The sequence below is a fragment of the Pseudobacter sp. genome (genome assembly GCF_051955275.1).
Lineage (GTDB): Bacteria > Bacteroidota > Bacteroidia > Chitinophagales > Chitinophagaceae > Pseudobacter.
This window is the reverse complement of record NZ_JBQCGW010000121.1, coordinates 1-12,958: the sequence shown is the minus strand read 5'-3', so window position 1 is coordinate 12,958 and position 12,958 is coordinate 1. Positions and strand designations below refer to the sequence as shown.

Sequence of the window (12,958 nt, the reverse complement as noted above, 5' to 3'; positions counted from 1 at the left end):
TATTTCTGCGAGGAATATAAAAGCAATTCAGAGGAATTTTTATTCCTTTTTGTAAAGCCCGGGCTGAAGCGCGCAGCCCGGATTTTCTATTTCACCTTACCCCAATACTTCTGAAACAATTCCTTTGCAATCACCACCGGATCTCCCGCCGGAACATCACTGAATTTATCCTGTTTGTTTACCCATTGCCATTCCCAGGCCTTCATTTTCTCTTCAAAGGATTTTTGATCGAAGTTCCTGTTGCTATTCAGCGCATCAATTGCCGCAGAATAAAACTGTTGCCAGCGCAGCAGGTAAAAGTCCTTCAGCATACCTGACCATTGTTTGCAGGCATATTCATGCAGACTGCTATTCTGATTACCCCATAACGTGATCAGGTTGCGGGCATTCCTTTCGTATAGTTTTTTCTCTGCGGCGTTGTTGCCCCATCGAACAGCATCATTCAACCAGCGGCCTAAGAGGAAATCCTTTTGTGAAGCCAGCAGCCTGTCCATGTCGTTGATCACTGCAGTGAACTGATTAAATAAACTGGTGAACCTGGCTCTGTCTTTTTCCTGGTAAGCTTTGGCAAACTCGCGTTGTAAGGTATCTGCATAATTCGCCAGCACCTGCCTGGTGAGGTCCACCAGGTCATAGCGAAAACCTTCACTGGCTTTTAGTTTATCTGCCGCGGAGAGCATCAACTCCCATGCAGGCAGGATCTCAGCGGGGCGATATCCTTTTGTGGTGTTAGTGCAACCTGCTTTAGCTGCAAAAGTGGGACGGCCAGTGATGATGCTTTCAGGTCCTCCGTTGGATACTCCAGCATTATATACGGTTTGCTTCAGGATCATCCAGGCATTTTCTGCAGCTGCATTGCGCGCACCATACCGGCGGAATACATAATCTTTCAACCAATTTGTAAGATCAATGGGTTGATTGCGCCAAACATTCTCCAGCATCAGTGCATACATCACCGGGTTTTGTTCGATGGCTTCAGGTGTGAGACCGATTCCGCTCAGTTGTCCTGTTTCCGGCTGATCGATCAAAGATGCCGGCTTTGCTGCCACTTCATCCATTCTCCCATACATACTGATATTGCCCCCGAAATTGTGCAGCATGCACCAGATCCAGGGTTTGCCATAATATGCTTCGGTTTTATTCCATACAGGATTGTTCTCGCTCCAGAGATCGAGAATGATCATTTTATCGTCAGGCACTGCATTCAGCATAGCCTTTATTTGTGTGGGCTTCCAGAAAGAAGATTGAAAATGGAATAACCACCCCTGCATGATCCATTTTGCTTCCGGATCAGCGGCAGCCATGGCCTGGTATACTTTTTTGCTGATCTCACTCAGGTAAGTACTGTCGTTGGTGGGCGGTTTGTTTTCATTGAAAGTATCCGAAGAATACAAATGATCGGTGCCGAAGGTTTTTGTTTGTTCCTGTATAAAGTTTTTGCCGATCTCCATGAAGAGGGGATCTTCCGGATCGAGTATGGATACCGCCGGAAACTTCGACCAGGTGGTTTGTTTCAGATTGGCATTGGGGAATTTCTTTTTGAAGGCAGGTGGTACATGCCCCGTAAAAGCAGGCAATACAGGTGTCATACCCAGGCTTCTTTGCCTGGCAAGGATTTTCTTTTGCAACGCTTCATGACTTTTCATCCAGCTCATGGGCAGCGGGCCTCCCCAGCCATCCAGGTTGCCCATCCAGAACCAGTTGAAATAGGCCGGACCACTGAAGAAACTTTCAAGGTCTTTATCCGTGAATCCCATTTGTTTGTACACCCTGTACCAGATTATGTTCTGGCCTGTGATGGCCAATGGCATATTGATGCCGTTCAAAGCCATCCAGTCAATTTCTTTCTCCCACCTTTCCCAATCCCACCAGCTCATCGTATAATTGAACGTGCAATAATTCAGATAGTAACGGTACGTATAAGGAGTAGCCTGCCTGATGGTATCAGGTACAAGTGGCAGGGGATCAGGAATAGTCAGGTTGCTGCCGTTCCAGCCGATATCACAATGCGCATAGTGTTTGAGATAGTAATTCAAAGCACTCGCAATGGCCACGCCATTGGACCCCGCAAGTACTATCTTGTTATTTTTTGAATACAATTCAAAAACATCCTTTGCGTTGGTAGATTCAATCAATACTACTTCAAAATTTTTGTGTACCCGCTCCGGCAATATACGTTTGATCAGTGCATAAGCGGCACTTGTTACGGAATCTTTTCCGGTGGCGGCAGCTGCTTTGACTGCAGCAAAGAGGACAACAGTTAACAGTAAACTCCTGAATTGCATAATCAAAATATGGGTGGATTATTTAGGATTGTTGTTTGAAAGTTTGAAGACGGCTAAAACCGGACGGTGGTCGGAAGCATAGGTTTCCGGGATCACTTGGTATTTCAGTAAGGTCCAGTCTGCATTCCGCGATGCTATGAAGTCGATTGTCCGGGTGGGATTGTTTTGTGGCACTGTGCCGGCGCAATTATCAATACAGGTACGTTTGAACTGCATATCCAACAGGTTGATGGTTTCAGATCCTGCAACACTGTTCAGGTCACCGCAAAGAATGATGGGTAGTTTTTCCTGTTCCACTGTTTTCAGGATCTCCTTCATCTGCAAAATCCTGTTTTCATGCGTCCGGGTAGCGTCAAGGTGGGTGTTGGCAAAAATGATGTTTTGCCCATTTACCTTCAATGTAGCCAACGCCAGTATTCTGTCTTCCGCTTTTATGGCCTGAGGTAGCGGGATCAGTTTAGTGTTGGTCAGTGGAAAACGACTGAGTATTGCCAGCCCATATTCTCCACCATCATGATCGATGGCTTTAAAGAACTGGTATTGCAGCCCTGTTTTTTCTGCCAGTTCTTTTGCCTCATCGATACGTCCGCTCCGGTTTGTATTCCTGTCCACTTCCTGCAATGCAACAATATCAGGATGGGCCTCCCTGATCACACGGGCAATGGCATCGATATCTATGAAGCCGGTTTTTCCCGGCGGGTTGGCATGATGGATATTGTAACACAATACGCGGAGCTCCTGTGTTGCGGACATTGTTTGAACAGCCGCCTTCCTTTGACAGGCAAAGGATAACAAAAGCAATATTCCTGAGAGTAGTTTCTTCATGTTAATATTCTTTTCTATTTGAATACAGCCAATATCGGATAATGATCAGATAAGCCATCCGTAATACTGTCCCTGATGATTTCTGCAGCGGTCAGTTCTGATAATGCCGTTTTATTGGCGAATACATAATCGATCCTGGCAGGTGTTTTCACTTTATATTGATACGTTGTTGTTGGAAAACTGAATTCAAACTGGTGATGGAACTGCCGGAATACATCTGTAAAATCAGCATCCAGCAAGCTGTGCACCACTCCGTACCGCCGCTTTCCCGGATAATTCAGGCTATCAGCAGGGGAGAAGGAGTTGAGGTCGCCGGCAATAAGCAGCTTTTCGGTAGCAGGAATAGCGGCAGCCCTGGCGATTATTCCCTTCATCTCTTCAACACATTTTTCATAACTGAAAGGGTTGAGGTGTGTAACAAAGAAATGTACATTACCCGTTTGTGTATAAATACAGCCATGGTGCATGTTGCCAGAGATCCTTTCAGTATTGGTGAACGGGTACTTTGATGTAATACCGATAGGCGATCCGTTCCCTTTATTCAATATTGCAAAATGGTGACCGTACCTGCGTGCAAAGCGCTCCAGCGAATCCTGGGTAAATGTGCTCAGCTCCTGGAATGCGATCACATCAAAATTTTTATCTTTTGCCCATTCAATAAATTTATCGGACTGCAGTGGATTTTTCTGAAATCCTGTGAGCACATTGTAGGTAAGGAATCGTTTAACGAAAGCAGGAGCGTGCCGTTCCGGATCCGGAGCAGCACGCTGCTGACTTGTGCAACCTTGCACAAATACAACAATTATAACAACCATCAGTATACGCTGCATTGCTGTAATCATCTTTAATCGATCACCTGGGTTGGTTTACGCACTTCTGTGCCGCCGCCTGTAACCACTACTGTACCTTCACCTTCCAGGTCGTTCAGTGTGGATGTTTTATCCAGATCAACAGCACCTTGTGATCTGGCTTTTGACCAGCGGCCGAGGCTCGCGTTGTAAACGCCTCCCAGTTTATAGAACCATCCCACATTGGTGGGTGAGGGACGCAACAGGCAAATGGTATTGGATCCCTGTTTGTAGAACGGCTGTGGTTCCAGCGTAACAGGATTCACGATATCATACCAGTCTGTATTGCCGATGCGCAGACCTGCGTTTTGTGCGATATTGAGGATAGCACCATTGTATCCTGTGATGATCACATCGGAGGGTGTTGAGTTCTTATCGATGCTGGTACCTTCAAAAACAGCAATGCCATCGGTAAAAAGGCTCACGCCATTGAGCAGGAGATCTGCATTCGCATTGCCCAGCCCATCACCGGGTGTGGTTTGTGTATTCCTTGAAACGATCCATTTGGCATTGGCGATACTGGTTGAGCCCGCGCCATTGATCAGTTTCACGGAATTGCCCACATAGAAATATTCACCCTTGCTGACGGTGCCACTCGTAAGATCAAATTTGTAGGAACGGCTGCCGCCCATGGCCCAGCCATTTACAGGAACACCCGTAGGCTGATATCCGGAGTTGGTATTATGTGTTACCACACAGTAAGGAGTAACCGAAAAATCAATATCTCTGGTGGCCAGGAACTGAATATATTCTCCGTTCGGATCGGGAGTGCCTTCCACATCGGCCATGAAACCTGAAATAACGATCGGGGTTTGGGTAATGGTGGAGCTCAGCACCCTGATGTCATTGGAGTTCCGGATCCGGAAGCGAGGCTTATAGTTGCCATTGTTGTCGCGTGTATAATCGATCACACCAAAAAAATTGGCAAGACCTGGCACATGCTCATTAGCAAAACTTGCAGCAGGTTCTGTTCTGAACGGAATATTGTCAAATCCATCGTTCACTGTTTTATCGCCGCTGTAGGTGTCTGAGCTACCGGCAGCAGGAACAAAGCTTCCTTTTACGATCACGATCTCAGTGCTTTCATACTTACCGGGATCAGCCAGGATATTGGTGCTGGGAACCCGATTCACGGAAATGGTAACGCCGGATGCCACTTTCTTCACCGCAGAAGGGCTTACGCCTTCCACCTGCAGCAATCCATCCACACGTTTCATTACACCACCCGAAAGGTTGATGGTGACTGAATCACCGGGAATATATTGCGCTGCATCTTCTCCGATATTGATGGCAATACCACGCAGTTCATTCAAACGTAACCTGTCCTGCACCATCAGCAGTCCTGGTTTCATATTGTTACCGCGATGATCGGAAACAACAGTGCCTGAGATGCCGGAATAACCCTGCATGGAAGCTGGGCTCAGCTTGAGATCGGCTCCATTGTACATATTCCGCAGATCGAAAATGGCCACATACGGGCTCACCTCTGCACCGGGGAAATTGCCGGTTTTATCGCAACCTCCCAGAATCATCACTGCCATGCCCAGCAAAAAACTATGTTGGATTAACTTCTTCATATTACCTTGAATATTTTTATTGACGGCTATTGTTAATTATGGTTTTTGCCACCACATCAATGTGTTCACTGCATCACCACCCATGCTTTGTACAGCTTTGCTGTAATTGGTAGGATTGGTTGCCTGCACATAAATGGGATAATTCATCCGGGCGGGCATTATTCCCCCGTTCTTCAATCCTGCACCTTTAGGTAATATCGGATGCCCGGTGCGCCTGTATTCGAACCATTGCTGGAAGTCGTTGAGAAAAAGACTGTAGTATTTCATCAAATGGATACGCTCCATTTGACTGTCGCCCGTGAGCTTATCCAGTATTAGATTGTTATCCCATTCAATTCCGGTGGTAGCCGCTATGTAGCTGGTGAAAACGGGATTGGTGATGTCTTCTGGAAATGCCGGGACCCAATAGTTGATGCTGGCAGCGATCCCCTTGTAATAATATTCTTCAGCACTTCCCGTAGTGATCCAGTTCTTTGCTGCCGCTTCCGCTAATATGAATTGCAATTCTGCATAGCTCATGATCACACCACCTGCCAGCGGGCTCTTTTGGATGGAAAAATCGGAGTTACTGTATGAATAGAAATAAGACTGCTTGGTTTCTCCGCCGCCCCCCGGGGTATAACCACTTTCGATGCCGATAAAACCACCCGGACCGGGAGCAATACCCATCCTGTTACGGGACCCGGTGCCATAGGTGTTGCTGATATCGATGCGCGGATCGTTCCAGCTGTTCAGTTTCAGGATAAAAAAATTGCAGATGGAGGGTATATTGAAATCAAGCTCACGGAGACTGGTAACTGTTGGGTTTGTAAAGGGATCTGTGGTTACAATGGTCCCATTCCATTTCAATACCGCCGCCTCTGCGTTACTGTTGAATACGGGAAACTGAGCTGGATTCTCTGCCAGTTGTTTGATTTGTGCAATGGCGTCAGAGACAATTCAGCTTTTCCGGAAATGCGCAGCAGCAACCGCAGGCGGAGGCTGTTGGCCAGTTTGCGCCAGAGCCCGGTATCACCGTGGTAGATGGGATCACTGCCGCCAACAATCTGTACACCGGCCGATAGCAGTGTATTGGCCTGCTCCAGTTTCTGCAGCAGGCTCTGATAGATATCTTTCTGCTTGTCGAAGACAGGTTCTACCAGTCCTTCTTTTCCCCTGTTGGCTTCTGTATACGGCACATCGCCATAAGTGTCTGTCAACATTTGAAAGATCCAGGCTTCCAGGATCAGTGAAATTCCTTTGTAAGAATCGTTCTGATATTCCGGTGTGGAAGCGATAGTGTATATGTCCCTGATATTGGTCAGTTCCGAATACCAGGCATTCCAGGTAAGATCAGCCAGGCTTGGACGGAAATCATACCTGAATACAGCGAACTCATCTTCACTCTGCGTAACTGTGACCTGCATGAGTTCGTTATTAAAACTCCTGTTACGGCTCATATTGGCGGATAGAACATTCACCAGTGCGGGCGACAATAATTTTTCAGGAGCTGAACTGATGATATTGATGGGGTCTGTATTTGTTTTTTCAAATCCTTTATCACAGGCAGTAAAGCTGATGGTCAGCATTACCAGGGATAAAAATGCTACAGTGCGTTTCATCTGTTTTTATTTTAAATGACTCCGGTTAGTTGATGCCGAGTGTCAGGTTAAAACCATATGTACGGGTAGAGGGAAACTGTCCAACTTCAAGCCCCTGTACGATATCCGTGCCGGACAATGTACCGAATTCTGGATCGAACAATGGCCAGGTGGTCCAGGTGAATAAGTTACGGCCATAAACACCTACCGTGAGCCTGGAGAGTTTTAATTTCTTCAGGGACTTTGCAGGCAGTGAATATTCAATCCTTGCTTCCCTCAGTTTAATGAAATCCGTTTTGTAGGTGGCGCCTTCTGCATTGGGGGTTCCCATCATATTGGGATAAAAGGATGATCTGAGTTGTTCACCACCGATCACCACCACATCATTGGGCCTGTAAGAGCCGTCGGGGTTCTGTATCACTCCTTTGCCGGTGATACCACTGTATCTACCCGGTACAGTGGCTTCAATTTTTCCGAAATCAGCCAATCGCGCATAGGTATAGGAGTGGGCCACGGCGCCGTATTGCGCATCAAACAGGATATTCATCCGGAACTGTTTGTATGCAAATTCATTTCCGAAACTGGCCCTGAACTTAGGCATGGAATTACCAAGAAAAACAGGTGTGGAAGTGAGTAGGGGAATTCCGGTATTGGAATATACCACCTGCCCGTCAGGCGATCTTTGAAATCCGATGCCATACAGATCTCCCATGCTGCCGCCTACTTTGGCCACTATCTGCGTGCCGCCCACAGCGCCCGTTCTCAATACAACGGAAGTGTCGTCGCCGGAAAGTTTTACAATTTTGTTTCTGTTAGCAGCATAGGTCATATAAGTGGTCCATTTGAAATTCTTCATTTTCAAAGGAACGATGTTCACTGTGAGCTCAATGCCTTTATTATCTATCTGGCCGGCATTGATCAGTTGGCGGGTATAGCCGGAAGAGCGGTCTACAATGCGTTCCAGGATCTGGTTCTTTGTATGGCCTGTGTACAAGGCTACATCAATTCCCAGGCGGCTATCAAAAAGTTTCACATCGGCGCCCACTTCATAGGTGGTTGTCTTCAGTGGTTTCAGATTGGGATTGGGGATCATTGCCGGATTGGCCAGTGAACTGTCTGGATATGTTCCATTGGCTGCCAGGTTATACAGGTAAGCAGTACGGTAAGGAGTGGTTCCGCCGCTGCCTACCTGGGCTACCGACATACGGAGCTTCAGGTAGTTGATAGTGGAAGAGAGTTTGAAAAAATCTGAGGCTATAAAGCTCAGACTGGCCGAAGGATAAAAGAAACCTACATTGTCCTTACGGTAAGGGGTGGCCAGCACACTGCTCCAGTCCTTTCTTCCGGTAATATCCAGGTAAAGCCAGTTCTTGTAGGCTGCTGAGATCAGACCGTAGAAACTGTTGATCTCAAAGCGACTGGTATCGGGAATATACACAAGCGCATTGGCTGCATTGTCGAAGCTGTACACATCAGGCAGTTTCAGGCCATCCGCTCTCTTTTCATTTTTGTAATAATGGTTCTTCAGTCTGCTGCCGCCCAGTGAACTGGTTATCCGGAAATCCTTGTTGATCTTTTTATCATACTTCAACAGGAAGTCGCCGGTGATTTCCTGTGAGATGATATCCTGTGTACGGTAGGAACCTGTAGGAAGCCGGTAGGCCGTAAAAGGCCGGTGTTGCCAGCGGTCGTCATCCGTACGATCCATGGTTCCACGTACCATCAGGCTGAGTTCCTTTGTTAGGTTATAGGTCAGCTGGATATTTCCTGTAATGCCATTACGCCTGGATCCATTGATGAATTCATATGATACGGCATAAGGATTTTCCGGGGCTGTTGTAAATACATCAGCCAACTGTTCCTTTTCTTTGCCATTCACCCAGTAATTCCTCAACCAGTTGATATTTCCGTTGGGTACCCAAAACACATACCAGTACATTACAGACTGATTGCCATATCCCATGCCGGGCAGGTTATCGCTGGTCCTGTTGGTATAGTTCGCTTTCAAACTCAGGTTCAGTTTGGAAGTGATCTTTGAGTTCAGCGATAAGGTGGCGTTGGCGCGATCATACCCTGTATTCGGAATGATCCAGTTGTTCTTGCCATAGGAAGCTGATAGTCTCCAACTTGTATGGTCTTTTATCTTTCCATCGATGCCGATGGTATTGGTAAAGGTGGTGCCGGTTTCAAAGAAATCTTTGAGTGCGTTTTTATACGGTACCCAGGGTGTTCTTTCTGTGCCGGTAGTTTGTGTAACGGGGTCGTACTGGTAGAAATTTTGTCCATTGAATGGTGCGCCCCAGGCCACGCTGGTATTGCCGTTGCTCACACCATCGGAAGTATTGCCGTAAGAGTAATACGCTTCCCCGTTCAAGCCCTGTCCGTATTTATATTGCATATCTGGCCAGCGGTTGATAGTTTCAGCAGAGGCGTTGGAGGTAAAATTGATACCGATCGTTTTCTTTTTGGCGCCTCCGGATTTTGTGGTGATAACGATAGCGCCGTTGGCGCCACGCTGGCCATACAATGCAGATGCAGCAGGACCTTTAAGCACCGTAACGCTTTCTATATCTTCAGGGTTGATATCATTGATGCCGCTACCGAAATCAGTAGGCTGCACGCCATCAGACGGAGCGGATGCGGAACCACCTGTTGCTGTACGGCGGCCGCTGCCACTGCTAACTACAACACCATCCACCACAATCAGCGCTTCATTTTCACCGGTGAGGTTATTCTCTCCTCTGAGGATGATCTTATTGGAACCGGCAGGTCCGCCATTGGACCTGATCATATTCAGGCCAGCCACTTTCCCGGAAAGGGCGTCCAGCCAGTTGCCTGATACGGCATCTGTCAATTGTTCATTATCTACTTTGGTTACAGCATAGCCCAAGGCTCTTTCATTCCGTTTGATACCAAGTGCAGTAACCACCACATTACTGAGCTGGCTGGCGGAAGGTCTGAGCCGGATGATGATATTGTCCTGGCTCTGGCCAAACTGCTGATTGAGTGTTTCAAAACCGATGGAAGAGAATACCAGTTCAGTATTGGCGGCAACAGTGATGGAAAATAATCCCTTCGCATCGGTGATACCGCTCACTTTTTTCTGGTCGCCCATGATGGTTACACCGGATACAGCAGAACTGTCGTCTGCATTCATCACCCTGCCTTTTAAAGTGATCAGTGAAGTGCGCTGCGCGGGTTCTGTTGCGGGTGCTTTGTAATTAGGAGAGGGCAACAGGAAGATCATATTCCCTTTGATGGAGTAAGTAACAGGGCTCTTTTCAAAAATGTGGTCCAGTACTGTTTTTACCGTTGCATTGGATGCGTTGAATGTAATATTCTTCCCATAGGCCTGTAATGTTTTTTCAGAAAAGGAAAAAATGAATGCGCTTTGCTTTTCGATATTCGTGCATGCGTTCCGTAAAGGAGTATTGTTGAATTGAACGGATATCTTTTTATTGATATCCTGCGCTATTAAGGCTGTACTTAACAAAAGGGTGCAAAGTATGTAAAAAGCACGGAGTGCTTTCACGCTTCGTATCAGGTATGAATATCGCGTTCGCTTGTTATTCATATTTCAGGAGTTATGTATTTAATTGAATGAGTGGCTATCTGAATGTTTTCTTATTTGATCAGTACTTCATTTGTTGACTGGTGTATCTGAACACCTGCTGTGAGGGCAATGATTTCAAGTGCTTCTCTGACCGATGCTTTATGGATACTGGTAGTGATCAGCAAATCCGCAGTTGCGGGGTCTGCGAAGCGGATATGGATATCATAGAATCTTTCCAGTTCCCCGGCAACTTCCTGTAATGATTGTTTATGGAAGCTGAGGATACCATCCTTCCAGCCTCCAATGGTTGCAGCATCCGGCAACTGTTGCACGGTTGCTTTCCTGGTGGCGGTGTGATAGCTTAATTGCTGTTTTTGTGTAAGTAGAGAAACTATTGTTCCTCCGGACTGTACGTTCACAGCACCTTCGGCCACAGCCACTTTAACTATGGGATCGGAATTGCGGTACCTGATATTGAATGCTGTGCCGATATCCACAGTTGTGATGGATCCGCTGCGTACACTGAAAGGGAATTCTTTTCCGTGTTTAACAATAAAGAACGCCTCGCCCTCCAGTGCTACATTCCTGTTCGTTTTGCCAAAATTCTTATTGTACTGCAGGCTGCTGGCGGCATTCAGGTATACCTGTGAACTATCCGGTAACAGGATCATGGTGCGTTTTCCTGCTTCATTATGGACCCGCACTATTTTGTTTTCCAGGAGTGCCAGCTGTTTGTTTTGCTCCTCCTGTTTCCAATGCCATCCAATAAACCCCAGGGCGCCAATGAAAACGGCAGCGGCAGCCACTTGCCACCATCGGCGGGAAACAATACGTTTTACGGGAGTTTGCTCAACCGCAGGCTGAACAATGGAAAGAAATTGCCGGAATATTTCTGGAGATTTCTCTTCCTCATCATAGTGCTGGCTTGAAACATCCTGCCAATCCATTTTCAACCATTCTTCCAGGCTCTGCCTGTAGGCTGGGTTGGTCAGGAATTCCCGGACGACAGCCAATTGCTCTTTAGAGCATTTGCCATCCATATATAATCGGAGTAGCTCTTTATCAACTGGTAGTTGTTGCATTATGGTAAAAGTTTAGACTCTTACCTGTGTATATCCTTTTTTCAGAAAGTACCCCTATGGGTAACAATTTATTAATATGGGGGAGGTGTCAAACGATAATGGAAGCGAGGTATTGTGCAAGCTGGGTGCGCAATTGTTTTAAAGATGCAGCGATTTGGTTTTCAACGGTTTTGGGAGAGATTTTAAGGTGCTCGGCAATCTGCCTGTAACTGAGGTTCTGTTCCCGGTGAAGCAAAAAGATCCGGCGGCGCTGTTCGGGGAGGGTAGCCAGGCTTTCCTGGTAATGTTGTTCCAGCTCTTTGTACATGACAGGGTCCGTTGCCCTGGCGGTGTCAGCAGGTTCTACCCCTGCATCCAGCGCCAGCAGGAAGTCCACCTTCTTCTGCCAGGCCTTGATCAGGCAGTTGCGGGCGATGGTGAACAAATAGTTCTCAAAAGTGGCTGTATTGCTGACGGATTGCCTGTTTTGCCAGATCTTCACCAGTACTTCCGTGGTGAGATCCTCTGCAGCTACATCGTTCCTCAGATAACGAAAGGTATACCGCAATAGCCTTGGCCGGTAATAATGGAACACCGCTTCAAATGAAGTGTCATCACCTTGAACCCAACGGCTTACATGTACTGAAATATCTTCCCGGAACATATTGTTATATACAATTAATGCTGCAAAGAAAAAGACTAATTATGAAGATAATATTAATAGTGGAAAATGCGATGGATGATGAGAACGATTACGGCGACTCAATAAGCTTGTTATAGTAATTCAGATCGCATCTCTGTCAGGATCTGTTGAAACCCCGCTTTCTCATATGCTCTAATTGCGGCTTTATTTTCGGTATAAACCTGAAGTCTAACTTCGGTCATCCCCTTCGATCTTGCCCATGTCATCAGCGCTTCGATCAATTGCTGATTCAATCCCTTGCCTCTGTGTTCAGGAAGCACGAACATGAAACCAAGATGAGCATATTCTTTATACGTCAGAAATGTTTTTGCCGGGCGGATCTGCGCATAGCCGCAACCAACCAGTTTCCCTCCGGTTTCAAGCACCATCAGTTCTGAGTTTTCTTTTTCGATCAGGTCTTTGAGATCGTAGTATATCAGATCTCCTTCCTGCAAGGTCACGTCAAATGGCCTTTCGGCAATTACCAGCATCTGTAGGAATTCAGCCAGTACAGGAAGATCATTCAGTGTGGCAGGTCTTGTTTTAA

General features: G+C 46.7%; 10 protein-coding genes. All 10 read right to left on the bottom strand.

The genetic code is table 11. From position 1 onward, the window contains the following. Positions 1–86 precede the first annotated feature (86 nt). Positions 87–2,285: an alpha-N-acetylglucosaminidase gene (locus ACTHMC_RS10160; protein WP_440413001.1), complete on the bottom strand. Its 2,199-nt coding sequence runs from the start codon at positions 2,283–2,285 to the stop codon at positions 87–89. Between the two features lie 18 nt (positions 2,286–2,303). Then, positions 2,304–3,038 (bottom strand): endonuclease/exonuclease/phosphatase family protein, encoded by a 735-nt coding sequence (locus tag ACTHMC_RS10155; RefSeq protein WP_440413000.1) that lies wholly within the window; start codon positions 3,036–3,038, stop codon positions 2,304–2,306. An 86-nt stretch (positions 3,039–3,124) separates the two neighbouring features. After that, positions 3,125–3,901 carry an endonuclease/exonuclease/phosphatase family protein gene (locus ACTHMC_RS10150; RefSeq protein ID WP_440412999.1) on the bottom strand — a complete coding sequence of 259 codons (777 nt, stop codon included), beginning with the start codon at positions 3,899–3,901 and terminating at the stop codon, positions 3,125–3,127. Positions 3,902–3,954: 53 nt separating this feature from the next. Beyond that, entirely contained in the window at positions 3,955–5,535 is a 1,581-nt protein-coding gene (locus tag ACTHMC_RS10145) for a DUF5689 domain-containing protein (RefSeq protein ID WP_440412998.1), read from the bottom strand. 36 nt (positions 5,536–5,571) lie between these two features. Then, complete coding sequence (locus tag ACTHMC_RS10140) at positions 5,572–6,441, bottom strand: SusD/RagB family nutrient-binding outer membrane lipoprotein (RefSeq protein ID WP_440413031.1); 870 nt, start codon at positions 6,439–6,441, stop codon at positions 5,572–5,574. Further along, the gene (locus ACTHMC_RS10135; protein ID WP_440412997.1) at positions 6,381–7,136 is read right to left on the bottom strand and encodes a SusD/RagB family nutrient-binding outer membrane lipoprotein; all 756 of its coding nucleotides are present in this window, start codon (positions 7,134–7,136) and stop codon (positions 6,381–6,383) included. The genes ACTHMC_RS10140 and ACTHMC_RS10135 overlap by 61 nt, the downstream gene beginning before the upstream one ends. A 25-nt stretch (positions 7,137–7,161) precedes the next feature. After that, positions 7,162–10,689 (bottom strand): SusC/RagA family TonB-linked outer membrane protein, encoded by a 3,528-nt coding sequence (locus ACTHMC_RS10130; RefSeq protein WP_440412996.1) that lies wholly within the window; start codon positions 10,687–10,689, stop codon positions 7,162–7,164. 50 nt (positions 10,690–10,739) lie between these two features. Beyond that, positions 10,740–11,750 carry a FecR domain-containing protein gene (locus ACTHMC_RS10125; RefSeq protein WP_440412995.1) on the bottom strand — a complete coding sequence of 337 codons (1,011 nt, stop codon included), beginning with the start codon at positions 11,748–11,750 and terminating at the stop codon, positions 10,740–10,742. Positions 11,751–11,838: 88 nt separating this feature from the next. Continuing rightward, complete coding sequence (locus tag ACTHMC_RS10120; protein WP_440412994.1) at positions 11,839–12,393, bottom strand: RNA polymerase sigma-70 factor; 555 nt, start codon at positions 12,391–12,393, stop codon at positions 11,839–11,841. Between the two features lie 110 nt (positions 12,394–12,503). After that, positions 12,504–12,958 (bottom strand): GNAT family N-acetyltransferase (locus tag ACTHMC_RS10115; RefSeq protein WP_440412993.1); only part of this gene is annotated, 455 nt, incomplete at its 5' end.

Excerpts from the sequence above, each read along its gene's own strand:
- ACTHMC_RS10130 (WP_440412996.1), bottom strand. The coding sequence starts at position 10,689 with ATGAATAACAAGCGAACGCGATATTCATACCTGATACGAAGCGTGAAA.
- ACTHMC_RS10120 (WP_440412994.1), bottom strand. The coding sequence starts at position 12,393 with ATGTTCCGGGAAGATATTTCAGTACATGTAAGCCGTTGGGTTCAAGGT.
- ACTHMC_RS10145 (WP_440412998.1), bottom strand. The coding sequence starts at position 5,535 with ATGAAGAAGTTAATCCAACATAGTTTTTTGCTGGGCATGGCAGTGATG.
- ACTHMC_RS10160 (WP_440413001.1), bottom strand. The coding sequence starts at position 2,285 with ATGCAATTCAGGAGTTTACTGTTAACTGTTGTCCTCTTTGCTGCAGTC.
- ACTHMC_RS10125 (WP_440412995.1), bottom strand. The coding sequence starts at position 11,750 with ATGCAACAACTACCAGTTGATAAAGAGCTACTCCGATTATATATGGAT.
- ACTHMC_RS10135 (WP_440412997.1), bottom strand. The coding sequence starts at position 7,136 with ATGAAACGCACTGTAGCATTTTTATCCCTGGTAATGCTGACCATCAGC.
- ACTHMC_RS10155 (WP_440413000.1), bottom strand. The coding sequence starts at position 3,038 with ATGTCCGCAACACAGGAGCTCCGCGTATTGTGTTACAATATCCATCAT.